A 25,632-nucleotide genomic window follows, 5' to 3' on the forward strand; every position below is an offset into this window, starting at 1 on the left:
AGTTGTGCATGTGTTAAGTCAAGTATTTTCAGAAGAAAATTTCTACAAACTAACAGAAAAGCAAATAAGAGCGTATGACGAACGTTACTGGGCGTTTGCCGTGCCGGTTGAGGAGGGCGAAGGATGAACGAGCAAAAAGCACTGATTTCAGAGTGTCCACGTTGCGGGTCGGACGAGGGTTTTTACATTAAAAATCGATTTTCAGGCGTAGGAGAATATCATCACAATTTTAACGGTCAGGAAAGAGATAATTCCCATTTTCACGACACTTTGTTCACAACGCAAAGTAAATACACGTACTGCATAGACTGTAACAAAAGGCTTTTCAAAGTTGAAGAAATTGGAGGGTGAGGCGTGATGGAAATAAAAATAAAAGTAAAAACTAAATCGGGGTCAGAAATAATTACTACATCGCAAGATAATTTCGAAGCAACAGTAGCAAAATTCAAAAATGGCATGGGAAATAAAAAAACAAAGTATATAGAATTGGGGTCACTAGTCGATAGAATCCTCATTCCCTACGAAAATACAGATTATATTCAGTTAACAACAAACGGAGAGGAGGGCGAGCATGAGTAAAACAAAGATTATTTTAGAGGGAAAAATCATACGTCAAGTAGAAATAATAGTAGAGAATGTTGTTGATGAGAATGACGAATTTAAAGCAGAGGTAGAATCTTTATTCCTTCGCTATGAAAATGGAGAATACGGAGCGGAAGACTTTGCTTATGCGCTTCAAGAAGCTGGTTACACCGTAACAGCTTTTCCGTCTACAGATATCAATGACGGTTTTGACCGCGTGGAATTTGAGTATTCTGATCACATGGAGGTGCCGAATGAGACCGATTGAGTTTAGAGTGTGGGATAAATTACGAAACAGATATGTGAACGGTGATAGGTACGGCGATTTAGCTTTAGATTTGCAAAACGGAAACGTACTATACGGCGATTTAGGGTGTGAGGATGGCATCTGCGTTGTTACGGAACAGGTAATTATTGAGCAATGCACAGGACTACGCGACAAAAACGGCATCAAGATTTTTGAGGGGGATATTGTACGAATTGATAATTTGGAGATTTTCGAACTGACAAGTAATTACAACGATAAGCTGGCAAAAGGTAGTTGTATATCAGATGTGAAAATTATCGATGGGCACACGTATGTATGGCTAGCGCCTGTGATAGACGGAAAAACTATCAAATACGGCGCTCAATATTTAAAACAAGGTTTAGCAAAGCATATTAAAAAAAGCGCGGTAGCAACCGATAACGTCGAAATAATAGGCACTATTCACGAAAATAAAGAATTGCTGGAGGTGGCGGAATGAAATTTAACAAAAAGCTAGAAAAGGCGATTAACGAAGATTTGGAAGCACGCAAAGCACGAGCGAGGTTTTACGAAATAGAACACGATAAATATGTTGCGGAGCTGGAAAAGGAAATCGAGTTTTATGAGTATATTTCAAAAGGCGAGGTACCGCCAACTTGGGTTGCTCGGTATTGCGAGGAGGATGGGGAATGACGCCAAACGACTATATTTTCATCGTCCAAGAAACTGCGTCAAAAAAAGTAATTCGTGCGTTTCAAAACGAACTAGCTGCGCAACATGAAGCGTTTGAGTACGAAGGTAAGACGGGCAACGAATGCGAAGTACTTGAGGTTGATTTTGAAGTGGTAGGGGTGATTAGGGAATGACGCCGAAATTTAAAGTAGGAGATATAGTCGTGTACAACCAATCTTCCTTATCGATTTATGCGGGCAAAAAAGGATTAGTAAAAAAAGTGGCAAAATCAGGAGGAAGCGCAGTTATCGATTTCGATGACAAACCTAAAGGCGCTTTAGTACTAACTTATAATTTAGAATTAGAACAGGAGGCGCAAGACGATGACGCAGAAAGATAGAGAAACCGTAAATCAAGCACTAGGCGTGTGTAGAATAGCGCTGGCACAAGGCGTAAATGAAGATGCGCCAATAATTCAGGCGATTAGAATTGCAGATAAACTGCTGAAAGAGCGGGAGAAGGCGGAAACTGTGTTTAAAGTATTTGATAAAGGTAACTTGTCTACTAATTTTTACAGGCGGGGTGAATATCCTCCTTTCTTTAATATCACCGCTACTAAAGGCATCTGGATTCCTGATGTAGATGGGGAGGCGGAGTAGATGAAAACTAAATATTTTGAAGTGCATAAGTATGATGATAAAGAAATTATATTCGGTATTTATCTTCATGCATTCAAAAGGTACGGAATACAAAATATCCAACTTATCTTTTGTTTCTGGCACTGGATTATTGTAGTTGGGAGGTTTAAGTAATTGAGTACAGGAGAAGTTATAGTATTTTGCGCAACGCTCGTATTTTTAGGATTTGTATTTTGGTTGACGTTTAGAGATTAAAAAAGGAATGAGGCGGAGTAGATGGAACATTATGTTGATCGTGAATATATGATAGCAGCCCTAAGCGAGGTAACTAACATGTCACCTATAATTTATGAAAACATGGAGGATGAAGAAATTGAGACAAAGTACGAGGCAATTATCATCAATGAGGCGACCGACTACGCGAAGTAAATACGGCAACAAGAAAACCACGGTAGACGGATTTACATTCGATAGCAAGGCGGAAGCGACGTATTACGGTCACCTGAAACTACTTAAGAAGGCGGGCGAGGTTGAGAGTTTTAAACTCCAACCTCGGTACCTGCTGCAAGAAGGATTCAGGAAAAACGGCAAGACTCATCAAAAAATAGAGTACGTCGCCGATTTCGAAGTTCTATACGCAGATGGACACACCGAAATTATCGACATCAAAGGCGTGAAAACCGAGGCGTTTAAGCTCAAACAAAAGCTTTTTGAACGGAAGTATATGGATTCGATAATTTGCCTTAAACACGAGGGCAGAGGGTTTGTGGAGGTGTGAATATATATAAAGACAATAAAAAGACAATCTCAATAATTGTAATGTTACTTCTTTTAATAGTCATAGCGTTTATATCAGCAATATCGTATAAAGCAAAGAAAGACGGCGGAAACTATGTATCAGTCTTAGATGTAGAAAAAGCAACTATACAAAGAGACGATAGGAATACTGTATATGTTTACAGGGAAAAGTTACTCGAAGTACACCCTACGGATTCTCAACCTGTTGTTACTTATAGGTACTACCGAGAAATTAAATACAAGGGAACGGACAGTATAAGCGTTGGAGAATATGACGAGTTTATTTCTGGTGGTATTCAAGACAAAGGAATACTTAAAACCACTATTAACTACTTCGGCGCTGGTCTTTTACAAAGACACCACGTTATAGATACGGAAACTGTAGATGGAGACGTCAGTCCAAACGAAGTTAATTATGAATAGGAGGAAAAAGAATGAAGAAAATAGAAGAAAAAATCGTGAATGTATTTGTTTTAATTCTGGCAACAATAGCTTTTTTCGGAATAGCTGGTTTACTTGTAAAAGGCGTACTTTGGGCTTGGGGGTGGTGAAAATGGAAAAAGAATTAGGAAAGATTAGTATTGCGGAGTTTGGCAATTATGATATTTTTTTCGGATTACGATTGCATTTCGCTTTAGGCAACGGCGGTGGGTGCTCTTATATTGAAGAAGGGCTATTTAATCCTAATTATAGGCATTATAACGATGGAGAAAAAGCTAAGGCAGCATTAGCGGTCATAGATTTTACAAGAAACCTACTGAAAGATGCTAAAGCTGAATATGTTAGCGAACTAGTCGGGAAACCAGTCGAGGTACATTTCAAGAATAACGCGTGTGTTGGATTTCGAATTTTGACCGAGGTTTTATAGGATATAACAAAAAAAACGAGGCTCGCGCCCCGCTAATTAATCCACAAATTAATTATACCATAGGGGGCGCTTTTATTGAGTTTATTTGACCTACCACAAGCGAGCGATATTGATTATATCGGTACCGTTCGCGCTTTGAAAAAGTTTTTCGAGGATTACAAAATTCTTCGTTTGAAAGCAGGCGCGCTTATACTACCATCCGTGACAACAACGTACACTATTACGCCTCCTTCGTTTTCAAACCAGTTCAACAGCAAGGTAGAAGATGCTGTTATACACAACATAGATAACGTTCAAACCGCGCAAGATGCAGTAAAAAAATACGATGTGATTATAAATCAACTGGATCATATTCAGCGCAAAATCATTATTGAGTGCTTCATACATGATTCGCGGGATATTGATGTCATGATTGACATGCCATACGAAGAAGCTCAGTACAAACGCGAAAAGCGTAAGGGTGTCATTCAGTTAGCCACGACACTCGGAATTGAAGTGCTAAAACAAAAATGATACTTTCTTGATACTTTTAGAGCGAAAAAGCGTTGTATAATTGTAGTATGAGAGAAGTGGGATAAACCAAAAATCGATAACTTCTTTTCCCGCTTCTCTCTTTTTTATCAGGGAATAGCCAAATGGAAAGGCAAAGGGTCGCGCCTTGATTGTTGGTTCGAATCCAACTTCCTTGTAATAAGCTGACCCCCTGCAGGTCGCGTTTTATAACGTAACTGATTGTATGGTCGGCTTTACATAACGTCCTATGCTTACTGGACATTAAACACGCCGAGCAGGCACTACAACGCGTAGTGCTTTTTATTTTGGGTGAGGAGTGATTGATAATGGGAATCGATACAGGTGGCATTTTTGAACCAGTATGCGCTGATACGGAACTGCCAAGCGCGCAGCCTATACTTCGCGAAACAATAGAGATATGGGACCCGGTTCATAAATGCAAAGTAAAAGTATATAAAGATGAACTGTTGAAAGAGTTAAATAAGAGTCGAGATATTAGGTTTTCTTTGTTTGAATCAGCAGCAATTTAGATTTATTTTTTTGATTATGAGGAGTTGATAATATGAAGTATCGTAAAAAAGCAGTGGAAATTGAGGCTGTCGAATTAACTTGGATGAATTGGAGTGAAATAGTCGAGTTTGTGACGTTGCCGTGGGGTCGCGATGGAGTGAGAGAAGCACACACTGAAAACGGCGTAATTTCTGATTCTGGACAAGAATTAGGTCTCATTATCCCGACTTTAGAAGGAGAAATGTTAGCAGTTGAAGGAGATTACATTATTCGCGGTGTGAAAGGTGAATTTTATCCATGTAAGCCTGATATTTTCAAAGCGACTTACGATTCGACGGAGAACGAAAAAGCTAAGGTTTTTGTGTTGTTTGAACCAGGACATTACGTTGATGAACCTGGTATGGTGTGGGGAGTATTCAGCACCAGAGAAGAAGCGGAAAAGTGTAAGGATTTCCGAGGTGACGCAGAAATTTACGAACATACTATTGACAAGTACGGCTATAGCGATGATTTATAACTCGAATCAATTCCTACACGATATGATCCATATGACAGAAGGCGAAAAGTTCATACATTATTGGTGGTTATGGCTAGGTATTGGTATTTTATGCGCGGTAGTAATCTATAAAAATAGCAAAAGAGAAGAGTGATGAAATGCGAGGGATAGTTACCGTCACGTATTTAAACGGAAAAACAGAAGCTTACGAAGTCAACAATACCGCGGAAGCAATAACCATCTGGAAGTAAAGAAAATGATTGAGCTGATAAAGGAAATTTATGAAGCTATCAATCATTTTTTCGATGGTCTTAAAAAGGCGATTAATCGAGTGCATTCAGGCATAGTAACAGGAGAAATTAAGGCTAGTGAAATAGCTAAGGTGAACATCCAAATCGAACCGTTCAAGGGTGTGGATAGGCGCAGTGCTTTTAAAAATGTGAATGGAGTTGGGAAGTATGTTTAAAAATAAGTTAGATGGCGCTATTTATTCAGCAGAACTTCATGAAAGTTCATTGTTTAATGGAAACGAGGATGTAGAGGTGGTTGTTTTATCTGGTGGTAGTAAACGCTACATCCGCGAAGATTTGATTGAGGAAAAAACGGAAGAATCGCCTATAGCATATGACGGAAGCTATGTCCAAGTTATGCAAAATGAAGATGCTACAACAATCATAACTAAAGATTTCACGCTTATTCGAGGAAAAGAAGGCCATATGTGGATTGTTGATAAAGAAGGCATTAGGTTTTCGAGAAATGGAAGTTTAATAAATACCGAGCGTGCTGTTGACGAAAACGGAAGGCTGTTCGCTTAAACTAAATTACCAACGATGATGGCTGGACACTATTCGTTAAAATAATCAAAAACCTATTCTAATTAAGGGAGGCATGGTGATATGTAGTGACAAAAACGGAGAAGAAATATAGAGTATTTGCGCTGGCTTATGTGTCGAACGGTTTTAACGCTACAGAAGCCGCGAAAACCGCAGGATATAGCGAAAAGACGGCAGAATCGCAAGCGTCAAGATTGTTAAAGAATGTTAAGGTGCTTGAATTTATAGATGAAGAAATGAAAACAGTATCGGAACGAATGCAAGATGACGCTAAAAAGGTTTACAAACTCCTTTGGAGTCGCATACTTGATTGCGGGGTTAAGTTGGCTGAAAGTAATGAGGCGAAAAAGGGATTAACTGCATTGAATGCAGAAATGGCCTCTTTGCGATTGAAGGACGTACCTCTTGCTGAACACGTTGACAACTTAGATGATGAATTAGAACGTATGATGTTTAAAACCAGCGAGGAAGCACAGGCAAGGCGCGAAGAGATAGAATATGAAATGGGCGAATATAATGACAGTCGTAGAGCGTTAAAGGCGAAAATGAAGTATGTAGAGGCTTTAATGAGCAACTTCTATTTGAACTATCTTAGTAACGTTGAATACGAGAAATACGCAAGACTTCAATCGGACCTCTTACAAGACCTATTCGATCGAAGCGGCTATAAAGATATATCTGTACTGAATAACAGGAGAATTGAAGCCCAAGTAAGCAAAGCTGAATCAGAAGCAGCTATCTTTGAAAATAGAGCTGGCAAGATTGCGATTAATGAGGCTGAAAAAGCACAGGTTAACGACTTAATCGAGATTGGTAATGCGATCATTGGAATAGAAAGCGGTGGCGATGATGCTACTAAGTGATAAACAAAAAGAAAATATCTATTCCTCGCTAAAGGGCATTGAACTTGAAATGAACGAAGGTACAATCCGTTCTGGTAAAACATTCTCTGATGCTCAAAAAATGGCTATTATTTATGCCGCTAGCCCTGATATGAATCATTTAATATCGGCATATAATCAAGAACAAGCTTATAGGATGTTCATGGATTGCGAAGGTATGGGACTAGTCAGCATTTTTAAAAACGTTGGTGAATTAAGAAGTGATAGGCACGGTGATCACCTCTGGCTTAACTTGCCAAATGGCGAAAAGAAGATTTATTACAAAGGTGGAGGTAAAGCTAACTCCGTAGGTGCTATCACAGGGATGTCATTCGGTACTGTAACCTTTTTGGAGTTTAATTTACTGCATAAGTCTTTCATAGAGGAATCATTTAGAAGGACCTTAGCCGCTAAATTTAGATACCATCTAGCGGAGCAAAACCCACCAGCTCCAAACCATGCTAATTTAGAGACGCTGGAACCGTTTATAAAAACAGGTAAGTATCGATTTAGGCACTGGCGACCGCATGACAACCCGATTTTAACGGGTTCTAGGTTAGCGGATTGGGAAGAACAATGTAAAGTGTCTGACTACCTCTATAAACGTGATTGGCTAGGTCAACGCGTTATGCCAGAGGGCGTAATATACAATAATTTCGATCCCGATAAGCACGAAAAGAGCGTCCTGCAAGGAAAAGTTGTAGAGGCGTTTTTTAGCGCAGATGGAGGGCAGTCAGACGCTACAACATGCAGTTTTAACGTTGTAACTCAATTTCAAAGCGATAGCGGTAAGTATAGCTATCGCCTATACCGCATGGCTAACTACTACCACAGTGGGGCGGAAACTGGCAGCATTAAAGCGATGTCCACTTATGCGAAAGAAATCGTTAAATTTAAAGACTGGTGCTTTTCGAAATGGGGATATCATTACAATTACTTCTTCGTTGACCCAGCGTGTAAGGCATTACGGGAAGAATTGCATTTGCTCGGTGTCGATACAGATAGAGCAGACAATAACAGCGGAGACACAAAAGACGCTAACGGCCTGAAAATAGAAGTCGGCATCGAGCGAGCTAAAAGTTGCATAGATAAAGGTCTTTTCTATCTATACGACGATAACAAACCTTACGATCACTATCATTTTATCAAAGAGGTAGGTCTATACGCGCGTAATGAACACGGAAAGCCTGCTGATAAAGACAATCACGCGATGGATGAATTCAGATACAGTATAAATCACTTTTTCAAGGAATACATCAAGAGTTTTTAACTACGTTTCTCCTGTTAGGCAGTCGAGGGTCAAAGGGGACGGTAAAAATGGCATTTGATAATGAGATTATGAACAATGGCGGATTTGGAGGCGGAGGCTTAGGTGGCTTAGGCGGAGGAGGTCTTTTAGGAGGTCTGTTGCTAGGAGCTTTGTTCGGCGGAAATGTACTTGGCAATAAGAATGCAGACGTTGCAACAAAAGATTTTGTACTAGATCAAGCGACTAATACATCTATTCAAAACCTAGCATCTAATCAAACTAACGGCTTCCAAGAAGTTACAGAAGCGATTACATCCGGTAATTACGCTACTAATTCAACATTAACACAAGGTTTCAACAGTATTGCTATGCAAGCAAATCAAAATACGCAGGCTATCCTTGATTCAATCAAAGATGGTCAAATCAGTAACTTACAAACACAACTAGCTGAAGCTAACAGCAAAGCAACTGCCGCTGAATCTGCTGGATATATCACGAATCAAATCAACAACACGAATGCACAGTATCGTGAACAAGATACGCTAAGCGCTATCTTAGGAGCTGTTAAATGTGATAACGGATATGGTCGGGGTTATGGCGGTTATTGCGGTCCTCAATCTTATCCGCAACCTTATCCAGTTCCTTATCCTGTTGATTTCCACCACGGGCATCATGGACACCACGGTCATCAAGGGCAACAAAATGGTAGCAACGACTAATTAAAGCTTCAAGTTGTAATGATTAAAAAATAATACTCTCGACTGCCTAACAAGGGGAACGTAGGAGGTAAAGCAGATGATTAAAAAGCTAATCAATAAAATCAAAGGGGTGTTGTACAGAATGAGAATTATCAAAGGGATTGAATTGCAACAAAAAGTCGACATCCCTATAGATCAATCGTTTTACGATAATATCGCGAAGTGGCGGTGCTGGTATCAAGGTTTTTACAGTGAATATCATACGATTTGGTACTTTGTTCAAGGCGTCAAGAAACAGCGTAATATGATGACGATGGGCATGGGAAAACAGGTATCGCAAGAAATGGCTAACATGATATGCAATGAAAAAATGGAAGTTAGCTTTGATAATGAGGCGGTAGGAAACTTTGTTTCTCCTATTCTGGAAGCGAACGGATTCATCAAGAACACGCAGGATAATGCCGAGTTTATGATGGCGCTTGGCGGAATGGCTGCCGAAATTTATAAGAGCGATGGTGACATTAAAGTATCGTATGTTCCAGCAGAAAGTTTCATTCCTCTATCGTGGGATGTTAACAAAGAGATAGATCAGGCTATTATTGTTGTTGAGCAGAAAAAGGTCAAGGATTTCAATTATACGCTAATCAGATGGCACGAGAAACAAGACACTGGGTATGTCGTCAGAAACGAATTGTACAAGGCATCTATTAATGATACCTCGCTGGGAACACCTGTTGATTTAGCATTTCTTTATCCTGATTTAGAGGAAATAGTTGAGTTCCCAAAGGCGACACGACCGTTTTTCGCGTATTGCAAGCCGGCAGTAGCTAATAATGTTGATACAAATGTGCCGCTCGGGATTTCTATATTCGCAAATGCTATAGACACTTTGAAATCGATTGACAGGGTTTTCGACTCTTTAGAAAGAGAATTCAGAATAGGCGGCAAGAGGGCGATTGTTCCAGACGCGTGGCTTAAAGGTAAAACAGATGTTGCGACTGGAACTGTAACAAAATATTTCGATACGGATGATGAAATATTTCAGGGGATGCGACAAGATGAAAATAATCAAAAATACTACGATGTGTCGCCGGAGCTACGTGTTAGTGAGCATATATCAGCATTAGATGCATATTTGAAAACACTATCTACGCAAACTGGTTTCTCTGCTGCTACATTCGGTTTTGATGTAACCGGGCTTAAAACAGCGACAGAGGTTGTTAGTGAGAACAGCAAGACGTTTCGTAGTAAGCAATCGCATGAGAATAATATCGAGGGCTTCGTTGCTAATGTCGTAGAAAGCATATTACTTATCGCGGATCACTTTGGAATAAATGGATATCCAACAGAGGAATACGAAGTTACTACTACCTTTGATGATTCTATTATAAATGACAAAGACGCGCGTATAAATCAACAAATAGCGTTAACTGGTTCAGGCTTACAGTCTAAAAAGCGGGCGATTATGGCCGCGCAGGATGTTGACGAGACGACAGCCGAGGAAATACTTGCAGAAATCGAAGCGGACGAACAAAGAGTGACGGCAGAAGTAGTTGACATGTTCGGAGTTGAATAATCATGCTATCACAGCAAATAATCGATATTTATTTGAAATTAGAGGGGCTTTTATTAGATTCGATTGGTAAGGCGGTAGGAAATGGCGCAGGAATCACGTTGGAAACTCTGGCACAATGGCGCGCAGATAAATTGCAGGATGCCAGTCGGTTGCAACGGCAACATTTGCAAACTGTCACGCAAGCGGCCAAATCGGCCAACCCTAAAATGCGGAAGATGATACGAGAAACGGCGGCGGGTGAAGGTGTGAGAGTCGAAAGAGAAATACGCGATCGATTGCCCGATAAAAGCGTCGTGTCATATTCAGATAGTGCCAATATCGCTAAGGTTATCGCTACGCAGGACATTGAAGCGTTGACCCGTTTAGAACTTATGAACGCCACGATGCTCAAACAATCATCGTCCATCTACTTAGAAATCATAACGCAGGCCAGTGCTGAATTTGTTGGCGGTGGCATTACGTTAGATGAGGCATTGACGAAAACAGCGAAGAAATGGGCGGAGAATGGAATGCCTGCCCTTATCGACCGCAGAGGAGCGCGTTGGAGTACCGAAGCATATGTGAACATGGTTGTTAAGAATACACAAAAAAACGTCGGGAATAAGGTCCAAGAGGCTAGATTTGATGATTATGAGGTGGACCTTGTGGAAGTTTCCAGCCATGCAGGGAGCCGACCGACGCATCTAGAATTTCAAGGTAGGATATACAGCCGTAGCGGTAAAAGTAAAAAGTATCCGCCGTTATCTAGTACGACCTACGGAGAAATCGATGGTATTGTTACCGGTATAAATTGCGGGCATCGCCTCTATGTCTACATTGAAGGCGTATCGGTGCAACGGCATTTCCCTTATGACAAAAAGGCATCGATTGCAATATACAAGGAATCACAGCGACAACGGCTGTTAGAGCGGAACATCAGGAAGGCAAAACACCAGTTATCTATGTTGAAATCGATGGACGTTGCAGAAAAGGATTTGAAGGATGCGAGGCGCATTGTGTCGCATAGACAAGCGAAAATGAGGCGGTTTATCAATAAGACGGGACGGACCCGCCGTTACAACCGCGAAAAAATAGTCGAGACGTAGCTATATGCTAGGTCTTTTTATTATGACCTATATGACCTAAAAGGAGGAATTAGGATGAATTTTTATTCTGAAAACAAAAATCAAGCCGACGTGAAAGGGGGTGACGAATTGAAAAACACAAAGATGGTTAAGTTTGATATCCAGCATTTTGCAGAACCAGCAACCGAACCGACGGAACCGAATGCAGCAGGAAATGAACCGCCAGCAGAGCCAACGACACCGCCTACACCTCCAACCGAGCCACCCACTACATTCAGCAAAGAGGACTTTTTGAAGGATTTAGGTGTGGATAGTGAGGACGCATTACAACAGCAACTGAAAGCATACAAAGACTTCCAAGACAGCCAGAAAACAGAAGCAGACAAACAGGCGGAAGCATTGCAAGCCGCGCAGGATGAAGCGAATCGAATTAGTAGCGAATCAGCAGCGAAAGATTGGCAAATCGCAGCGCTTAAAAACGGCGTAACGGATGATTATTTATCTGATGTGATTGCGCTTGCCGAGAAGTTAGAAGAAAAGGACCCCGCGAAAGCCGTAAAAGCGGTTCTGGAAAAATACCCATTTTTCAGCAAAGAAGCACAGCCAACTAAAAATACCGGTAATGCTGCCAGACAGCAAAACTATACAACGACACCAGGGGAAGCGATGAAGTCCGCGTTTCAAGATATTTACAACTTACCTAAATAAAAAATAGAAAGAAGGAATAAAAATGGCAGCAATTTTAAACTTTGCAACAGACTACCAACGAGCGTTACAAGAACCATTCCGCCACATGCTACAATCTGCGGAACTATGGAACTCTCCATCGAATAGTATCATTCAATGGGTTGGACAAGATACCGTTAAACTTCCGTTGTTAACAGTTAACGAAGGATTGAGAGACCGCCCACGTCGTACTATTACAGGGTTCGAAGCTAACTATTCGAATGACTGGGAAACATATCAATTGAAAAACGAAAGATACTGGCAAACGCTTATCGACCCTAGCGATGTTGACGAAACGAATTTTACCACTACTATGGCTAATGTTACTCGTGTATTTAACGAAACGCATAAGATTCCAGAGAAAGACAAATACATGTTCTCGATGTTGTTCGCGCAAAAACAAGAGTTAGATCCAACGAAAGGAATCTACGAAATGGAACTAGACGAAGCTAATATCTTACGCCAGTTCGACGACATGATGCAACTGATGGATGAACAAGCGGTACCTATGAATCGTGTTTTATATGTAACTCCTGCTGTTAATAAAATTCTAAAACGCGCGGAAGGTTTAACGCGTAATTTTGATGTTCAGTCGAACAATCAAGTTATTGATCGTCGCATCTCCCGCCTTGATGAAGTTGATATTAGACAAGTAGCGCCTGACCGCTTCAAGACGCTATATAACTTCTCGGTTGGCGTTATTGATGATCCAGCAGCGAAACAAATTCAAATGATGCTTATTCATATTCCAGTAATGTGCGCGCCAGAAAAATATACTTTCGCTGGATTTGATTCGCCATCAGCTAAAACAGCAGGTAACTGGTTGTATTACGAGCAGTTCTACAATGATGTTATTTTATTCAAACAACGTAGCAACGGCATTCAATTCGTTGTCAAACCATAATAGAGAGGAGTTTTAGCATGATTACTGTAAAGAGATTCAATAAAGTGTTAAGTATCGACGAGACAGAAAAAAGCACTTATACCGCTCTTGGTTATGATGTTGTCGAACTAGACGAGAAGAAAAAGGAATACAAAGTTGTTGAGTATGCAGCAGGCAATGACAAGATTGACAAATCTAAGTATGAAAAATTAGAGAGTCAAATTAAGGAACATAAAGAAAAATATGCAGCTTTAGAAAAAGAACATCAAGAATTGCAAGACGGATATAAAGAACTAAAAGAAGCGTATCAAAAAATAGCGAAATGAGTTGATTCAGATGGAATTCATTGACTCGGAATATTTCCTAGCGGAGTACGTAGGCGTTGAGATTTCTGCGGAGGAATTACAACGCCTTATTCCCCGTGCTAGTCGCGATATTGACCGATTTACCGGGTATGCAATCAGCAGAACAGGCTTCGACAATTTAGTTGAATTTCAGCGCGACCGCGTAATGGAGGCTACTGCTGCACAAGTAGAATTTTTATTCCTTAACGGTGAAACGGCTTCCGTTGTCGATAGTGGGGCCGGTAGTAGTGTGCGCATTGGGAATTACAGTGAAGGAGGCGGTAGCGGTGGTAATGCTTCAAACAGTGGCAAAGTTGTTCTATTCGCAAATAACATCTATGAAATTCTGGCGCCGACTGGCCTTTTATACGCTGGGGTTCCGTCACTTGCGCGGGGATGTGATTGCTGTTGATACAACGACGGTTATTGATTCACAATGTCGAGTATAAAGAGTATATCCCGAAAAGCGCATACGGCGAAGAATGGGAGGAACCTGTTCCTGTCAATCGTGTTCGGGTGCAACCTGTCAATCGTGTTGTTAAAACGTCAAACGGTGATGATATCCAATCTAGCACACTCATTTTTATTGATCGCATCAATTCTAGTCCAGCCTTTCGGCCGAGCGAGAAATCTATTTTCATTTTCGATAACCGTGAGTATAACGTTGTTTCCGTGGATGAGGTATACGCTAGAGGGAGTAACGTGCATCACTGGGAGGTGTATTGTAATTGAGGATTAAGGTTGAAGTGCAGGTTAATGCGAAGGATATCGAAAAGGATGTCTATAAGCGCATTGAAAGGGCTCAATTTGCGCTTGATAATCAGGTTTTGAAAGACTCGAATTACTTTGCACCATGGGATACACAGGCTACGATTGATAGCAGCTTTATACATTCTAAAATTGGTGAGGGAATGCTTATATGGGCGGTACCTTACGTTCGACGGATCTATTTTAACCCGCAATTTAATTTCAGCAAAGATAAAAATCCTCATGCGGGCGGACTATGGTTCGAAGTTGCAAAGTCGCAGTTTCTAAGTGACTGGGTAAAAGTAGCCAACAATGCGGCGGCAGGGGGGAGAAGATGAGAAAAGTATTTTTTGAGGCTGTCAAAATGCATCTAGAAACGAGATTGGATTTATTTAGTGCTGTTAGAATGAGCGTCTTAGACATTGACGAGGAGGACATTGTTTTTAGATTTACGCCTTCTTCCCCAGGTGTTCGCTACATGGACAGAACAGTTACTAAAAACATTGTCTTTCAAATCCTCGTCAAGCATCAAGACAGAGTTACAGCGATGAACACAATCGAACATATAGCGGAGGCGCTAGAACTATCAAACGGCGAGTTATCACCCGAGGATGGTTCTTTTTATTTTACTAAATGCGAAATTTACACAGAGCCTTCCGAGGTTGATATAACGGCTAAAAAATTATTCATATGGTCTGCGATGTTTCAAGCAGAAATTCATAAAAACAAGGAGGAATAACAATGGAACAAGCATTTTTATTGCAACATAATTTCCGATTTTGGTGGAATCCTAATACAGGAGCCAAAATAGCCGATACCGGGTGGCTGAGGATGGCTAGCGGAATCGAAAGTATTGATGCAGAAAATAATGAAGAGGTAGATCAAACACCTTACTACGACCTAGATGGTGGCGTTGATTCTACCGTTATCGGATTGCAACCGACGTACACATTTGAAGGACATCGGCAATATAATGATCCAGCGCAAAACTTTATTTTTGATGATGCTCTTTTAGAGATAGATACAATGCGCCGTGGTGAATTTTTAATCATATCACCTAAAAAGAAGGGGTTAAAAGGCCCGGCATCTTTAGTTAATATCAAGCCTCCTGGCGGAGGGGCGAATTCAAAAGGCGAAGTATCTTATGAGATACACTTCTCCGGAAAACCTGAAAAACTGGACGAAGTAACAGAAGAACCAACACAGCCAGTTACTCCCTAATAAGCCCGTTAACGTTCGAGTTACAGAATTTACAGATACAACAATAACGCTAACGTGGAACGCAATAAGTAATGCGAGTCATTACTTGCTACATATAGAAGGAGAAGCGCAAAGTCGCCGTTTCAACTCTAATGTAGCAGTAGTGACGGGACTCACGCAAAAAACGTATTATTCTGTAACTGTATCTGCTGTTGATAGGACGTTAGAGGGCGAACGAAGCGATAGCGTAACACAAAAGACGTTGTTATCAGCGCCTTACATTGCGCGGTTTTTGTACGGAGAAACATATATTAACGGTACTTCGTTGGATGATCCAGCTGTTACGAATTGCCGTATTTATAGAAAGGGCGAAACAACGGCATTGTTGACAGGAACGATTGTAGCGGGAGTTTTACGAATTTATGTTCTTGGAAACGTAAATATTATTGCGGGCAATCAGTATGATATAAGAGCGCTTGATGGTAATCCTAATGCTGGAGCTATTGCAGGAATGGTTACAACGATAACAGCTGAATTAGCTAAAATAACGCTTAATCCTGTTGTCGCAAGTGCGGGCACTGTATCCGGAACAACTGAAAATAACGGGCAAGTCAGGATAAGCGTCGACGGAGTTGCCAAAACGGTGTTTACAGCAAGTGCAACAGGAACATATAGCGGGGCTATTTCAGGAATAACCGTAGGAGCGACAGTTAAAGCAGAAACAAAAGTAGGGTCTATTTATCCTAGCTATGTAGAACGAATAGCGACATAAGGGAGGGGATTCATTTGAGATACGAAGATATTGATCAAGCGTTTAGTCCAATCCGTGAAAACATAACAACTGAGCAATTGCACATGACTGGCGATTTTACCCAAGACAGCAAAATTTATTTCTCTGTCAACGATGGCCCCCGCCTGTATGCCGAAACGGATATAGGCGGTTTTTTCGAATATGATTTCGAGGCGCTGATCGTTGGGGATGTTGTTAATTTTTACATCAAGGACAAATCGAATTACACGGTATTTTTCACGGAAACAATAAGAGAATAGGAGTGTTTTAGATGACAGCAATTAAAATTGAAACAAAAACATCGTTTGAAGAAGTTGAGATTTACGGTAAGGATTACAAGGTTGATTTTAGTGATGCGAAAATGGAGGAGTACGAAAAGGCGCAAACGAAGCTAGAAAAATGGGAAAAAGAAAAATCATCTAAGGCTAAAACAGATTTTAAGAGTGATGCAAAAATTGCGAAAGACACACTAGAAATGTTTTTCGGCAAGGAAGATGCGGACTTAATTTATAACGAGTCAGGAAAAAGCTCTATTGTTTGTACACACATCAGTATGCAATTGTTCAAAGTGTTTAAAGATAAACTGGAAGATTTCAACGATAAGAAGTTAGAGGAATACCTTGGCGTTGAAGAATATACGGAACAAAAAATAGATAGTGAGTGATTGCGATGCTTTCATTAACGGCTAAAAAAAGTAATCCTGATCGCATTCTTGTCTATAACGATTCCGAGATAAAGATTAGGATTACTTTCGATAAGGTGATTAAATCAATCAAATTGCAAGGCGATGACTATTTCAACGACAACGAAAAAATAGTCATCATGTATCGAATGTTTGTTGTTGATTATAAGCAGTATAAACATAGTCCCGTTGATATTTACAATATCGTCACGCTGATTTACAAGGAATTGGGCGGTGATGACGAGGCTGAAAGTGAAGAGATATTTAATTTTTTTGAGGATGCGGATCGTATTATCGCGTCTTTTTTGATGGCTTACGACATCGATTTAGAGGATCAAATTGGGCTAATGAGCTGGGGCAGATTCATGACTTTGTTTAATAATTTGCCCGAAGAAACACCGATTATGCAAGCGATTATGTACCGCACTTGTAAAGTTCCGTCAGGCAAAGAAAACGCCGACGAACGCAAGCGCATACTGAAATTAAAGAAACATTACGAGCTTTCCAGTCAGCGTAAAAAACGGGAACAAGCGGATTTAGAACGAATGATGAAAGCATTTATCTAATTCCGTTACATACATCAAGAAAGGAGGGAAATTATGGCAGGTTCAGATGGCAGTATTCATATTGACACTGAGATAGATAAAAGCGGCATTAAGTACGACGCTAAGGACATCGAGCGCGAAATGGAAAACATGGGCAAGCGAATTTCTAAGACGTCGGAACGTTATAACAATCAGATGACTAAGAATTATGAGTATTACGGAAGGTCTGTCAGGCGGGTTTATCGTGGTCAGTCGGAAGAAGCTAGACGGATGCACAGCGAAATGAAAAGTGCGTATATGGAACAAAGGCAATCTTTGTATAAGTACAAAGACGAGCTGATTGGTTCCAAATATGCGTTTTTTCAATTAGGAAAAGCGGCTAAAGATTACACTGGCACATCAAAGCAATTCATGGGACAGGTTGAAGCGCAGGGCCGTGTGCATAAGAAAGTAATGGACGACATGATAAAGAACAACGAAATGATGAAGGTCCAGCTTATTCAAAGCGTCGGGCAAATGATAGTCAGGACGACACAGGCGACGCGTATTATGGAGAATTTCGACAGGATGAAGAATCCTTTATATCAAGTGAATAAAGGCGCTCTGGCGGTTGCTAGTGGCTTAAATCAAATTGCAATGCGTGGACAGCCCGCCGTTTTGGCGCTGAAAATGCTTGGTCCTACCGCAAACATGAAACAACTTCAAGATATGACAATGATGATTGGTCAAGGTATTATGCGTATGACGATGGTGGCGCTCGTAGCTACAGTAACAGCAGCGAAGTTTTATTCGACATTGCATAAAGGGGCGATGGAATCGAATAAGGCTTATGCTAAGGCGTTCGCAGGCATGAAAAAGAGCGTTAGACAAGCGTTCGAACCGCTTTTCCAAGTCTTTGCTGCTGTCATGATTCCCGTATTTAACTTCATCAAGAAAATTGCAGATTTAACAACCGAATTTAATAAAGCGCATCCTAAGATAGCCAAGTTTGTCGCGGCTGTTCTTCTTTTGATTCCGGCATTAATGCTAATTTTAGCGCCTTTAGCTGCCGGGATAGGATTAATAGCTGGGTTTCAAGCTGCATTAGGAGCCGCTTGGATGATTATCGGTCCTTTCATTACAGGTTTGGCCGCGATGTCTGGTACCGTTTGGCTCGTTGCTGCCGCTATAATTGGAATAGTAGTTGCGTTTAAACATTTCAACAAAGAAGGGCAACCACTGAATAAACTACTTGATAAAATGGTTGTTTCTTTTAAAGCGCTAGGTGGAATTATTAAGGCTTTTTTCACTGGAAATACAGCGGATTTAAGCAAATTCAGCAAGCAATTGCAAAGCGTATTTGGCGAAGCTATAACTTCAAAAATAGTGCAATTTGGGGCATCGGTTAGGGCATCGGTTATTTCAGCAATGCAAACACTGGATATGCTAGGACAAAAAGCGATGCAAACAGGTGTTGTTGTCGGGGGGATGATAAAGGCCTTCTTCACTAACAACACGAAAGAAATGGCTAACATGAATAAACAACTTCATAATATTTTCCCGCCGTCTATTGCAGACGGTATTTTTAATTCGCTCGTTACCGTGTTGCAAGGTATCGATAAATTAAGGATGGGTATTGTCGCAGTCGCAAAGGTTGCTACGGGTTCCTTTAGTTCTTTCGCTGATTTAGACAAGTACTTGCAAGGCGCTTTTGGCGAAAAAGGAACAGCTCTTATTATGAAATTCGGTAACGTTATTAAGTCTGTTTTCGCATCCCTAGGTTCTATTTTTAATGATTTTAAAAATAAAATAGGTGACATATGGAAAGCTATTCAGACAGCGTTTAGCGGTGGGGGATTTGAACCGCTCATCAATGAAGTTAAGGATTTAATTCCTTCTCTTATTGCCGCGATAGTCGGCGGGCTTCCCGGATTAATTATCGCCGGAGCTAGCATGATAGAGAAGATACTACAAGGCATGGGAACCAGTTTGCCAGAGTTAATAAATAAAGCTTCGGACATTATTAATTCTCTTATTCTGAAAATAGGCGAGCAATTACCACAACTCATACAGTCAGGTGCTGAAATTTTAACTAATATCATAAGCGGGATCATCAGCATTTTACCAACTTTAATAACAATTGCTACCAATATAATTAAAACTCTTATATCAGCAATTGGCCCGTTAATTCCGATTCTTTTAGAGGCTGGCGTTTCCATTCTGAAAGCTTTGATTGAAGGTATAGTAACGATTTTACCATCGTTGATTGATATGGCATTAGAAATCATTGTAACTTTGGTCGAAGCCTTAATACCATTGTTACCAGTTATTTTACAAGCCGGTATTGATATTTTACTAGCTCTGATGGAAGGTATCGTTGAAATATTACCGATGCTACTAGATTCGGCGTTGGAAATAATTATGGTTTTGTTTGATGCTTTAATTGACAATTTACCTCAAATAATAGATGCAGGAGTGAAAATGTTATTGGCTCTGATTGACGGATTGGTAGAGTTTTTACCGAAATTAGTCACAGCAGCATTGACTTTAATAATGAAGTTAGCAAAAGGTTTAATAGATAATATGCCTAAAATTAACGATGCTGGAAGAAAAATATTATGGGCGCTAGTAAAAGGCATAGGCGCTTTAATATGGGAACTACTCAAAATGGGCGGAAAATTAATCCGGGAACTTATAAAAGGTATAGACGGAAAAGTTGAAGATGTAAAAAAAGCAGCAGGAAATATTGCTAGGAAAGCTTTCGACACTGTCGCCGGATGGGTAACTGACTTCTTTGGGATTGGTAAAAGTATCATTCAAGGTTTAATAGGCGGTATAGGAAGTATGGCTGAAAAAGTTAAGGAAAAAGTAGGAGAAGTTGTAGATGGCATAAAAGAAAAAATAACCGGAGCTTTGAAAATAAAATCTCCGTCCCGCTGGATGAGAGATAACGTTGGTAAGTTCATTCCGCAAGGTATAGCCGTAGGTATTGAAGCTGATTCAGGAGTTGCAATGAAAGCTGCTGATGGGCTAACTGCAAGTTTGATGCCGGATATGAGAGGCATGCAGATGCCAGACATGTCAAAAATCAGAATGCCAAACATGGCTACCGCATTTTCAGGAATGACACCAGCTACAGTTGCGGCGGCGCCTAGCCCTACTACAGTAGAACAGCCGCTTAGTATTACGTTCACAGGTAATATTATCGTTCGAAATGATGACGATATTAAGCGCGTTGCGGAAGAATTAGGTTCACAAGTGAATCGGGCAAGAAGGGGGTTAGAGTGATGCTGGAACAGGTGCTGAAAACTCAAAATTATTTTCAATTCGCAGGTAAAAAGTCAACGGATTTTGGGATGCGCATCCTCATTGATCGCGCCTTTCCGATTCCTGAACAAGATGTTGAGAGGATTGAAACGCCAGGTATAAGCGGTGACAACTTCATAGATAACGATCGTTACAAAAATATCACGATGGATTATCCAGTTAACATTTATTCTTACAACGGACTAACAATTTACGAGATATACGCCGAAATAGCCAAATGGATTCGTTTTAAAAGAGGCTATAACAAGCTGATAGACACGGTTGATAATCGCTATTACCGGCTTGCAAGGTGTTTTAATATGACGGAGATTCAAAACGTAAATAACAGCTTTGGCCGAACAACGATAAGCTTTGATTGTAAGCCATTCAAGTATTCGATAACAGGCTCGCAAGTATTTAATATCGCGAAAGATGGCCGCTTGAACAACGTTGAAATATTTCCATCCAACCCCGTTATCACGATATTTGGTAACGGGGATATTGATTTTTTCGTCAATGATTACAAGGTTATTTTAAAAGGGATCCAGGGAGAAATCACGCTAGATACCGGCTTACAGATTGCCTATAAAGCTGGTACTTTACTCAATAACAAAGTTAACACGTATCCGTTTCCGCAACTAGATGTCGGAGAAAACCGCTTCACATGGACGGGCAACGTGACAAAAGTAGAAGTAACACCGAATTGGAGGACGATATAATGGCAGCTTCTAGAACGTTAACCCCCCGATTATATGACGCAGCGGCAACTGATTTTAATAACAACGGCATAGGTGTACTAACGGATTCGTTTGACTGGATAGTGCGTCAAGAGGCGAACGGAACGTATGAATTAGAATTCAAATACGTGAAAGACGGCATGTATTTTGATGAAATAAAGAATCAAAATATCGTCAAGGCTAAGGCTGGGTTTAGAGAACAAGAACAGTTGTTTACGATTTATGCCGTGTCTAAACCGATGAACGGCATTGTAACCGTGAAGGCGGAACATATTAGCTATCGACTGCACTACAACCCGCTCAAGGGTAAAATCACCGTTCAAAACGGAACAGCCGGTTATATGCTCAATCAAATTTTAAGCAATACCGTGTACCCTCATAGCTTCACAGGCACAAGCACATCAACAACGCAGGCGAGTACAACAATTGAACTGGCTTCTTCTCGGGAGGCGCTAGGCGGAAAGGAAGGCTCACTCTTAGACACATTTAAGGGTGAGTTTATTTTTGATAATTTCAACATAAGGCATTACCCGAGGCAGGGAGCTGGCGTTGATAAAGGTGTTCTAGTCGCATACGGAAAGAACCTTACTGACGCAACACAAGACGAGGAGATAGGCGAAACATTCACATCTATTTATCCCTTCGCGCAGGTACAGGATGCAAACGGAAACGAAACAACAATACGATTGCCGGAAGTCGTTTTAGACTCGCAATACGTCTCCAATTTCGCTCAGCCTCGAGCGTTTATGGTTGATTTAACGGGTGATAACGTTACAAACGTTGCAACACTTCGAACGGCAGCGCAAGCATATCTAGTTAATAACGATGTTGGAAAACCGTCTGTTAATCTCAATATTTCCTTTGTGGATTTATCCCGTGAGGTGGACGACGAAGAACTGGCGAGCATTCTGGCGCTAGAAACGGTCAATCTTTGGGACACCGTAACCGTTAAATTTTTGCAACTTGGTATCGACGTGAAAGCTCGTGTCATTGCAACAACATTCGATCCGTTGCTCGATAAATACATTTCGGTTGAATTGGGAGATTTTAAAGCGAATATATCGCGTCAATTCAACGATATTCAAAAAGAAGTTGAAATTATAGCCGCTGAAAAAACATTTCTACAAGCGGGGATTGATGAACTAACAAACGTTATTAACAATCCTCCGGCCGGTAATGTCGTTTTATATCCATCGATGGCGGACCCGCAAGAAATTTTGATCATGGACACGAAAGACATCAACACAGCGCGGAATATCTGGCGCTGGAACGCTGGTGGATTAGGACATTCGAAAAACGGTTATGCTGGGCCTTACGAAATCGGTATGACATATGACGGCATGATAGTTGCGGATCGCATTTTAACAGGAACGTTGAAAGCTATTGACATAAAAGGTGTCACGATAACCGGTTCTGCCGCTTATTTAGACACGCTTTATTCTAGTTTTATGCCGCCTTTGCCGTTACCTCAATATCGCGAAATACTGAAAATTGGGGGCGGGTCTGGTTTTAGCCTGAATGCAAAACGAGATAATTATCCTTTCCCAGCTATGAATATTAAATTAAATACAACTGGTGAATTAGGTTTTGCGATTGAGGCGCTCAACGAAACAACCGGAGCTGTAAATTTAGATCAAGTTATACGATTATCACCGTATGCCGGTGCAGAAGCGCCACTTTTTTATTCGCTTGGATGGTGTTACGTAGGAACAAATGCAGATGGTCGGGTAGCCTTTATTGACCACACAACTTGGAAATCAGGAGGAGGACCTCAAATTCGCTATGTTCCAGCTCGTGCAAGTGCTTGGGAAACGGCATCCAGTGCAACGCTTAAACAGGACATTGAGAAGTTGCCCGATAGCATTTTATATGAACGGTTCACAGCGAAAAACCTTGTGAAAGATGTTGAAGTATTTGCATATCGATTAATTCAGGATGCAGAGAAAATGAAATTAGATAAAAATATTGGATTCGTAGCTGAATTATTACCTAAAGTATTGCGTTCAGATAGTGATGATATAGCCACTGTTGATTTATATAAAACATCGGCTTGGCTATGGCAATACGCGCGCGAAAATGAGGAAGAAAAAACGTCATTGCAAAATGAATTATCAAACACAAAAGAAACGCTAGATACAGCATTAGAACTCATAAGCGATTTACGAAGTGAGAACGAAGCGTTAGAGAAGAGAGTTTCAGATATTGAGGAATTCATTGAAAGGAGGTTGTTAAGACGATGAGTTTAAAACGATATGAATTCGGTTTAGATTTAGTCTCTGATAGTTTAACACCGCTTATTTTGGCCCGTGTGACGGAAAAAAACGCAGTTACTACAATTGTTCAGATAACAAACAACGGCGCTGTTATACCTGATTTCGGAGAGTATACACCTGTTTTTGAATGTCGTTTACCCGGCGGTTATTTTGTTCGTGACGACGGTTCTACTTACGACAACATGGAAATAATCGATCCTGTTAAAGGAATAATACAGTACACGATGGCCAAAGAGGTATTTGCTCGAAATGGAAGATTGAACTTATGTTATTTCGTGTTAGAAAAAGGTGGAACAGCTGGTTTTCAAATTTTACAAGAACTAGACCTTAGCGCGGATGAACGTGTTACAACGCCTAATTTCACAATTAACGTAGCGGAGGATGCGACGCAAGGTAATATACAGCTCGAAGACTTTATAAGTGATATCAATCGCTTGAACAATTTTATTCGAGAGTCCACCGCCGAGGCGATGGAAGCTTTAAATACAGCTATTGCTCAATTAAACGAATCAACAGATACAGCAAACGAGCTGATAGCGCTAATAAATTCTAATGACGTTGTATTGATATCGGAAACGATAAATTGGCAAAAGGCAAAGTTAACGGCTGATTCAGGCGTTGCCAAATCCCCGCCGAACGTCACGACTTTAGCGGCAATTATTGAGCAAGGAAGCTTTTATATTAATTCGACGGTTGCCGCCGCGTTGACAGATGCACCTAGCACAGGATCATTCAGATTAGAGAATCATAAACTTATAACTGGAACGGCGATAGAACAACATGCGAGATATTTCAGTCCGACAAACGCCGCTGCTAACCGGCATTTTTTCCGTTATGTAGGCGCTACAGCGAGTCCGTGGCGAGAATACGAGAATACAGTAGGGTCTCAAGCTAAGGCGGATGCAGCTAAAACAGCAGCCATTGCCTATGTTGATGCTAAATTTTTAGATTCTGGATGGATTGACTTACCGCTGAAAACGAATTATTCAGCAGGAACAGCAAAACCTCAATATAGAAAAATAGGAAATCGTGTTACATTACGAGGCTTAGTGAATCGTGTAGCAGGAACAGCAGCAGGAGCTTTTTCGACATTGCCTACAGGTTTCCGATCGAGCACTTCATATGTAAATGGCTATAAAGTAGCGCAACAGTCCGGGGCTATAGGGTCTAGCGCAACTATCTACGCGAAGCCAACTGGAGATTTAGAGGTGCTAGCTATCGCGGTAGACACTAGCGGATTCTGGTTAGACGGAATAGAGTTCATGATAGATTAGCAACTTAGGTTATACAAATTAATGGGGTGAGGTGGTCCCGATGGATCAACATGTGAAAATAACAAATGCAGAATGGGGAGAATTAAAGCAAACTGCCGAATCAAGTAAATCCTTAGCGAGAGAAAATAAGAAGCGCTTAGACAAGCACAGCGAAAGATTGGATGCTATAGAAGATTGGAAAATCGCAATGCCTATCGACATTGAAGAAGCAGTAAGAAAGGGGTTGGCGCCTTTACTAGACAAGGTTATGACCTACGAAAAAAAATTCACGGACTTGGAAATATCGAAAGAGCGTGAACGAGCAGATAGAGCAGAACAATTAATTGAAGAAGAAAAAGGTCGAAAGCAATTCATAAGACGCACTATTATAGCCTCAGCGATAACATCTATCGTCGGTGGCTGTCTAGGTATTATGATCACTGCGCTTTTAGCTAATTTATTGAATTGAAGGAGGTGTATAACATGTCGCTGATTGGTAGTGGATTGTGCAAGCTCGGTATTCATCGATGGGTAAATGGAAG

Annotated in this window: 39 protein-coding genes, 1 tRNA gene and 1 pseudogene; all 41 read left to right on the forward strand. The window is 40.8% G+C overall.

The features are described 5' to 3' along the window. Positions 1 to 10 precede the first annotated feature (10 nt). Complete coding sequence (locus DUK53_RS18020) at positions 11 to 127, forward strand: DUF1642 domain-containing protein (protein ID WP_368665727.1); 117 nt, start codon at positions 11 to 13, stop codon at positions 125 to 127. Beyond that, complete coding sequence (locus DUK53_RS15880; RefSeq protein WP_124893036.1) at positions 124 to 351, forward strand: hypothetical protein; 228 nt, start codon at positions 124 to 126, stop codon at positions 349 to 351. The genes DUK53_RS18020 and DUK53_RS15880 overlap by 4 nt, the downstream gene beginning before the upstream one ends. 3 nt (positions 352 to 354) lie before the next feature. After that, on the forward strand, positions 355 to 579 hold the full coding sequence (locus DUK53_RS15885; RefSeq protein ID WP_124893038.1) for a hypothetical protein: 225 nt from the start codon (positions 355 to 357) through the stop codon (positions 577 to 579). Continuing rightward, positions 572 to 850 (forward strand): hypothetical protein, encoded by a 279-nt coding sequence (locus DUK53_RS15890; protein ID WP_124893040.1) that lies wholly within the window; start codon positions 572 to 574, stop codon positions 848 to 850. Before DUK53_RS15885 ends, DUK53_RS15890 begins: the two co-directional genes overlap by 8 nt. After that, complete coding sequence (locus DUK53_RS15895) at positions 837 to 1,328, forward strand: YopX family protein (protein WP_161564253.1); 492 nt, start codon at positions 837 to 839, stop codon at positions 1,326 to 1,328. Before DUK53_RS15890 ends, DUK53_RS15895 begins: the two co-directional genes overlap by 14 nt. Continuing rightward, positions 1,325 to 1,522: a hypothetical protein gene (locus DUK53_RS15900; RefSeq protein ID WP_124893044.1), complete on the forward strand. Its 198-nt coding sequence runs from the start codon at positions 1,325 to 1,327 to the stop codon at positions 1,520 to 1,522. The genes DUK53_RS15895 and DUK53_RS15900 overlap by 4 nt, the downstream gene beginning before the upstream one ends. Next, entirely contained in the window at positions 1,519 to 1,695 is a 177-nt protein-coding gene (locus DUK53_RS17590) for a hypothetical protein (RefSeq protein WP_161564254.1), read from the forward strand. The genes DUK53_RS15900 and DUK53_RS17590 overlap by 4 nt, the downstream gene beginning before the upstream one ends. Further along, positions 1,692 to 1,901 (forward strand): hypothetical protein, encoded by a 210-nt coding sequence (locus tag DUK53_RS15905; RefSeq protein WP_124893046.1) that lies wholly within the window; start codon positions 1,692 to 1,694, stop codon positions 1,899 to 1,901. The genes DUK53_RS17590 and DUK53_RS15905 overlap by 4 nt, the downstream gene beginning before the upstream one ends. After that, positions 1,885 to 2,160: a hypothetical protein gene (locus DUK53_RS15910; RefSeq protein WP_124893048.1), complete on the forward strand. Its 276-nt coding sequence runs from the start codon at positions 1,885 to 1,887 to the stop codon at positions 2,158 to 2,160. Before DUK53_RS15905 ends, DUK53_RS15910 begins: the two co-directional genes overlap by 17 nt. A 255-nt stretch (positions 2,161 to 2,415) precedes the next feature. Beyond that, on the forward strand, positions 2,416 to 2,568 hold the full coding sequence (locus tag DUK53_RS17595; protein ID WP_161564255.1) for a hypothetical protein: 153 nt from the start codon (positions 2,416 to 2,418) through the stop codon (positions 2,566 to 2,568). Continuing rightward, entirely contained in the window at positions 2,543 to 2,917 is a 375-nt protein-coding gene (locus tag DUK53_RS15915) for a DUF1064 domain-containing protein (protein WP_483306209.1), read from the forward strand. Before DUK53_RS17595 ends, DUK53_RS15915 begins: the two co-directional genes overlap by 26 nt. Next, the gene (locus DUK53_RS15920; RefSeq protein ID WP_036089921.1) at positions 2,914 to 3,360 is read left to right on the forward strand and encodes a hypothetical protein; all 447 of its coding nucleotides are present in this window, start codon (positions 2,914 to 2,916) and stop codon (positions 3,358 to 3,360) included. Before DUK53_RS15915 ends, DUK53_RS15920 begins: the two co-directional genes overlap by 4 nt. A gap of 130 nt (positions 3,361 to 3,490) precedes the next feature. Beyond that, complete coding sequence (locus DUK53_RS15925) at positions 3,491 to 3,805, forward strand: hypothetical protein (RefSeq protein ID WP_124893052.1); 315 nt, start codon at positions 3,491 to 3,493, stop codon at positions 3,803 to 3,805. A 75-nt stretch (positions 3,806 to 3,880) separates the two neighbouring features. Next, on the forward strand, positions 3,881 to 4,318 hold the full coding sequence (locus DUK53_RS15930; protein WP_124893054.1) for an ArpU family phage packaging/lysis transcriptional regulator: 438 nt from the start codon (positions 3,881 to 3,883) through the stop codon (positions 4,316 to 4,318). Positions 4,319 to 4,426: 108 nt separating this feature from the next. Next, positions 4,427 to 4,494, forward strand: a tRNA-OTHER gene (locus DUK53_RS17430). 150 nt (positions 4,495 to 4,644) lie between these two features. Beyond that, positions 4,645 to 4,848 carry a hypothetical protein gene (locus DUK53_RS15935; protein ID WP_124893056.1) on the forward strand — a complete coding sequence of 68 codons (204 nt, stop codon included), beginning with the start codon at positions 4,645 to 4,647 and terminating at the stop codon, positions 4,846 to 4,848. Positions 4,849 to 4,880: 32 nt separating this feature from the next. After that, a complete protein-coding gene (locus DUK53_RS18025; RefSeq protein WP_368665726.1) occupies positions 4,881 to 5,345 on the forward strand; it encodes a hypothetical protein in 465 nt (154 codons plus the stop codon). Positions 5,346 to 5,580: 235 nt separating this feature from the next. Continuing rightward, positions 5,581 to 5,790 (forward strand): hypothetical protein, encoded by a 210-nt coding sequence (locus DUK53_RS15945; RefSeq protein WP_124893058.1) that lies wholly within the window; start codon positions 5,581 to 5,583, stop codon positions 5,788 to 5,790. Beyond that, positions 5,783 to 6,139 (forward strand): hypothetical protein, encoded by a 357-nt coding sequence (locus DUK53_RS15950; RefSeq protein WP_124893060.1) that lies wholly within the window; start codon positions 5,783 to 5,785, stop codon positions 6,137 to 6,139. The genes DUK53_RS15945 and DUK53_RS15950 overlap by 8 nt, the downstream gene beginning before the upstream one ends. A gap of 86 nt (positions 6,140 to 6,225) precedes the next feature. After that, complete coding sequence (locus DUK53_RS15955) at positions 6,226 to 7,020, forward strand: terminase small subunit (protein WP_124893062.1); 795 nt, start codon at positions 6,226 to 6,228, stop codon at positions 7,018 to 7,020. Beyond that, on the forward strand, positions 7,004 to 8,308 hold the full coding sequence (locus tag DUK53_RS15960; protein ID WP_201740736.1) for a PBSX family phage terminase large subunit: 1,305 nt from the start codon (positions 7,004 to 7,006) through the stop codon (positions 8,306 to 8,308). Before DUK53_RS15955 ends, DUK53_RS15960 begins: the two co-directional genes overlap by 17 nt. 47 nt (positions 8,309 to 8,355) lie before the next feature. After that, a complete protein-coding gene (locus tag DUK53_RS15965; protein WP_036089904.1) occupies positions 8,356 to 9,006 on the forward strand; it encodes a hypothetical protein in 651 nt (216 codons plus the stop codon). Positions 9,007 to 9,082: 76 nt separating this feature from the next. Further along, complete coding sequence (locus tag DUK53_RS15970) at positions 9,083 to 10,561, forward strand: phage portal protein (protein ID WP_124893066.1); 1,479 nt, start codon at positions 9,083 to 9,085, stop codon at positions 10,559 to 10,561. Between the two features lie 2 nt (positions 10,562 to 10,563). After that, the gene (locus DUK53_RS15975) at positions 10,564 to 11,646 is read left to right on the forward strand and encodes a phage minor capsid protein (RefSeq protein WP_124893068.1); all 1,083 of its coding nucleotides are present in this window, start codon (positions 10,564 to 10,566) and stop codon (positions 11,644 to 11,646) included. 54 nt (positions 11,647 to 11,700) lie between these two features. Next, a complete protein-coding gene (locus tag DUK53_RS15980) occupies positions 11,701 to 12,333 on the forward strand; it encodes a hypothetical protein (RefSeq protein ID WP_124893070.1) in 633 nt (210 codons plus the stop codon). Between the two features lie 22 nt (positions 12,334 to 12,355). Then, positions 12,356 to 13,255, forward strand: a complete 900-nt coding sequence (locus tag DUK53_RS15985) for a hypothetical protein (protein ID WP_036089895.1) — start codon at positions 12,356 to 12,358, stop codon at positions 13,253 to 13,255. A gap of 17 nt (positions 13,256 to 13,272) precedes the next feature. Next, positions 13,273 to 13,560 carry a hypothetical protein gene (locus DUK53_RS15990; protein ID WP_124893072.1) on the forward strand — a complete coding sequence of 96 codons (288 nt, stop codon included), beginning with the start codon at positions 13,273 to 13,275 and terminating at the stop codon, positions 13,558 to 13,560. A gap of 10 nt (positions 13,561 to 13,570) precedes the next feature. After that, entirely contained in the window at positions 13,571 to 13,990 is a 420-nt protein-coding gene (locus DUK53_RS15995) for a head-tail connector protein (RefSeq protein ID WP_124893074.1), read from the forward strand. Further along, the gene (locus tag DUK53_RS16000) at positions 13,987 to 14,310 is read left to right on the forward strand and encodes a putative minor capsid protein (protein ID WP_161564256.1); all 324 of its coding nucleotides are present in this window, start codon (positions 13,987 to 13,989) and stop codon (positions 14,308 to 14,310) included. The genes DUK53_RS15995 and DUK53_RS16000 overlap by 4 nt, the downstream gene beginning before the upstream one ends. Beyond that, a complete protein-coding gene (locus DUK53_RS16005; RefSeq protein WP_052171330.1) occupies positions 14,307 to 14,663 on the forward strand; it encodes a minor capsid protein in 357 nt (118 codons plus the stop codon). Before DUK53_RS16000 ends, DUK53_RS16005 begins: the two co-directional genes overlap by 4 nt. After that, positions 14,660 to 15,064: a phage tail terminator protein gene (locus tag DUK53_RS16010; RefSeq protein ID WP_124893078.1), complete on the forward strand. Its 405-nt coding sequence runs from the start codon at positions 14,660 to 14,662 to the stop codon at positions 15,062 to 15,064. Before DUK53_RS16005 ends, DUK53_RS16010 begins: the two co-directional genes overlap by 4 nt. Before the next feature lie 2 nt (positions 15,065 to 15,066). After that, a complete protein-coding gene (locus tag DUK53_RS16015; RefSeq protein WP_036131618.1) occupies positions 15,067 to 15,546 on the forward strand; it encodes a phage tail tube protein in 480 nt (159 codons plus the stop codon). Between the two features lie 13 nt (positions 15,547 to 15,559). Beyond that, positions 15,560 to 16,297 (forward strand): annotated as a pseudogene (locus DUK53_RS16020) (fibronectin type III domain-containing protein); the annotation flags it as partial. A 14-nt stretch (positions 16,298 to 16,311) separates the two neighbouring features. Beyond that, positions 16,312 to 16,575: a hypothetical protein gene (locus DUK53_RS16025; protein ID WP_036131610.1), complete on the forward strand. Its 264-nt coding sequence runs from the start codon at positions 16,312 to 16,314 to the stop codon at positions 16,573 to 16,575. An 11-nt stretch (positions 16,576 to 16,586) separates the two neighbouring features. Then, the gene (locus DUK53_RS16030; protein ID WP_124893080.1) at positions 16,587 to 16,979 is read left to right on the forward strand and encodes a hypothetical protein; all 393 of its coding nucleotides are present in this window, start codon (positions 16,587 to 16,589) and stop codon (positions 16,977 to 16,979) included. 5 nt (positions 16,980 to 16,984) lie between these two features. Then, the gene (locus DUK53_RS16035) at positions 16,985 to 17,563 is read left to right on the forward strand and encodes a Gp15 family bacteriophage protein (RefSeq protein ID WP_124893082.1); all 579 of its coding nucleotides are present in this window, start codon (positions 16,985 to 16,987) and stop codon (positions 17,561 to 17,563) included. A gap of 33 nt (positions 17,564 to 17,596) precedes the next feature. Next, positions 17,597 to 20,809, forward strand: a complete 3,213-nt coding sequence (locus tag DUK53_RS16040) for a phage tail protein (RefSeq protein WP_124893084.1) — start codon at positions 17,597 to 17,599, stop codon at positions 20,807 to 20,809. After that, positions 20,809 to 21,546 (forward strand): phage tail domain-containing protein, encoded by a 738-nt coding sequence (locus DUK53_RS16045; RefSeq protein WP_124893086.1) that lies wholly within the window; start codon positions 20,809 to 20,811, stop codon positions 21,544 to 21,546. Before DUK53_RS16040 ends, DUK53_RS16045 begins: the two co-directional genes overlap by 1 nt. Continuing rightward, positions 21,546 to 23,804, forward strand: a complete 2,259-nt coding sequence (locus DUK53_RS16050; RefSeq protein WP_161564257.1) for a phage tail spike protein — start codon at positions 21,546 to 21,548, stop codon at positions 23,802 to 23,804. The genes DUK53_RS16045 and DUK53_RS16050 overlap by 1 nt, the downstream gene beginning before the upstream one ends. Then, positions 23,801 to 25,111: a BppU family phage baseplate upper protein gene (locus DUK53_RS16055; RefSeq protein WP_124893090.1), complete on the forward strand. Its 1,311-nt coding sequence runs from the start codon at positions 23,801 to 23,803 to the stop codon at positions 25,109 to 25,111. The genes DUK53_RS16050 and DUK53_RS16055 overlap by 4 nt, the downstream gene beginning before the upstream one ends. A 40-nt stretch (positions 25,112 to 25,151) precedes the next feature. After that, entirely contained in the window at positions 25,152 to 25,559 is a 408-nt protein-coding gene (locus tag DUK53_RS16060) for a hypothetical protein (RefSeq protein ID WP_124893092.1), read from the forward strand. The last annotated feature ends 73 nt before the right edge of the window (positions 25,560 to 25,632 follow it).

It is taken from the genome of Listeria sp. SHR_NRA_18, assembly GCF_003856515.1.
Taxonomy (GTDB): Bacteria; Bacillota; Bacilli; order Lactobacillales; family Listeriaceae; genus Listeria_A; species Listeria_A newyorkensis.

Bases quoted from the DNA above. Each gene is read 5' to 3' on its own strand.
- DUK53_RS16010 (WP_124893078.1), top strand. From the start codon at position 14,660: ATGAGAAAAGTATTTTTTGAGGCTGTCAAAATGCATCTAGAAACGAGA.
- DUK53_RS15925 (WP_124893052.1), top strand. From the start codon at position 3,491: ATGGAAAAAGAATTAGGAAAGATTAGTATTGCGGAGTTTGGCAATTAT.
- DUK53_RS16035 (WP_124893082.1), top strand. From the start codon at position 16,985: ATGCTTTCATTAACGGCTAAAAAAAGTAATCCTGATCGCATTCTTGTC.
- DUK53_RS15895 (WP_161564253.1), top strand. From the start codon at position 837: ATGAGACCGATTGAGTTTAGAGTGTGGGATAAATTACGAAACAGATAT.
- DUK53_RS15995 (WP_124893074.1), top strand. From the start codon at position 13,571: ATGGAATTCATTGACTCGGAATATTTCCTAGCGGAGTACGTAGGCGTT.
- DUK53_RS17595 (WP_161564255.1), top strand. From the start codon at position 2,416: ATGGAACATTATGTTGATCGTGAATATATGATAGCAGCCCTAAGCGAG.
- DUK53_RS15945 (WP_124893058.1), top strand. From the start codon at position 5,581: ATGATTGAGCTGATAAAGGAAATTTATGAAGCTATCAATCATTTTTTC.
- DUK53_RS15990 (WP_124893072.1), top strand. From the start codon at position 13,273: ATGATTACTGTAAAGAGATTCAATAAAGTGTTAAGTATCGACGAGACA.
- DUK53_RS16050 (WP_161564257.1), top strand. From the start codon at position 21,546: ATGGCAGCTTCTAGAACGTTAACCCCCCGATTATATGACGCAGCGGCA.
- DUK53_RS15900 (WP_124893044.1), top strand. From the start codon at position 1,325: ATGAAATTTAACAAAAAGCTAGAAAAGGCGATTAACGAAGATTTGGAA.
- DUK53_RS18025 (WP_368665726.1), top strand. From the start codon at position 4,881: ATGAAGTATCGTAAAAAAGCAGTGGAAATTGAGGCTGTCGAATTAACT.
- DUK53_RS15910 (WP_124893048.1), top strand. From the start codon at position 1,885: ATGACGCAGAAAGATAGAGAAACCGTAAATCAAGCACTAGGCGTGTGT.
- DUK53_RS16040 (WP_124893084.1), top strand. From the start codon at position 17,597: ATGGCAGGTTCAGATGGCAGTATTCATATTGACACTGAGATAGATAAA.
- DUK53_RS16030 (WP_124893080.1), top strand. From the start codon at position 16,587: ATGACAGCAATTAAAATTGAAACAAAAACATCGTTTGAAGAAGTTGAG.
- DUK53_RS15935 (WP_124893056.1), top strand. From the start codon at position 4,645: ATGGGAATCGATACAGGTGGCATTTTTGAACCAGTATGCGCTGATACG.
- DUK53_RS15890 (WP_124893040.1), top strand. From the start codon at position 572: ATGAGTAAAACAAAGATTATTTTAGAGGGAAAAATCATACGTCAAGTA.
- DUK53_RS16060 (WP_124893092.1), top strand. From the start codon at position 25,152: ATGGATCAACATGTGAAAATAACAAATGCAGAATGGGGAGAATTAAAG.
- DUK53_RS15960 (WP_201740736.1), top strand. From the start codon at position 7,004: ATGATGCTACTAAGTGATAAACAAAAAGAAAATATCTATTCCTCGCTA.
- DUK53_RS16015 (WP_036131618.1), top strand. From the start codon at position 15,067: ATGGAACAAGCATTTTTATTGCAACATAATTTCCGATTTTGGTGGAAT.
- DUK53_RS15970 (WP_124893066.1), top strand. From the start codon at position 9,083: ATGATTAAAAAGCTAATCAATAAAATCAAAGGGGTGTTGTACAGAATG.
- DUK53_RS15915 (WP_483306209.1), top strand. From the start codon at position 2,543: ATGAGGCGACCGACTACGCGAAGTAAATACGGCAACAAGAAAACCACG.
- DUK53_RS15980 (WP_124893070.1), top strand. From the start codon at position 11,701: ATGAATTTTTATTCTGAAAACAAAAATCAAGCCGACGTGAAAGGGGGT.
- DUK53_RS16045 (WP_124893086.1), top strand. From the start codon at position 20,809: ATGCTGGAACAGGTGCTGAAAACTCAAAATTATTTTCAATTCGCAGGT.
- DUK53_RS15985 (WP_036089895.1), top strand. From the start codon at position 12,356: ATGGCAGCAATTTTAAACTTTGCAACAGACTACCAACGAGCGTTACAA.
- DUK53_RS15880 (WP_124893036.1), top strand. From the start codon at position 124: ATGAACGAGCAAAAAGCACTGATTTCAGAGTGTCCACGTTGCGGGTCG.
- DUK53_RS15965 (WP_036089904.1), top strand. From the start codon at position 8,356: ATGGCATTTGATAATGAGATTATGAACAATGGCGGATTTGGAGGCGGA.
- DUK53_RS17590 (WP_161564254.1), top strand. From the start codon at position 1,519: ATGACGCCAAACGACTATATTTTCATCGTCCAAGAAACTGCGTCAAAA.
- DUK53_RS15975 (WP_124893068.1), top strand. From the start codon at position 10,564: ATGCTATCACAGCAAATAATCGATATTTATTTGAAATTAGAGGGGCTT.
- DUK53_RS15950 (WP_124893060.1), top strand. From the start codon at position 5,783: ATGTTTAAAAATAAGTTAGATGGCGCTATTTATTCAGCAGAACTTCAT.
- DUK53_RS16055 (WP_124893090.1), top strand. From the start codon at position 23,801: ATGAGTTTAAAACGATATGAATTCGGTTTAGATTTAGTCTCTGATAGT.
- DUK53_RS15905 (WP_124893046.1), top strand. From the start codon at position 1,692: ATGACGCCGAAATTTAAAGTAGGAGATATAGTCGTGTACAACCAATCT.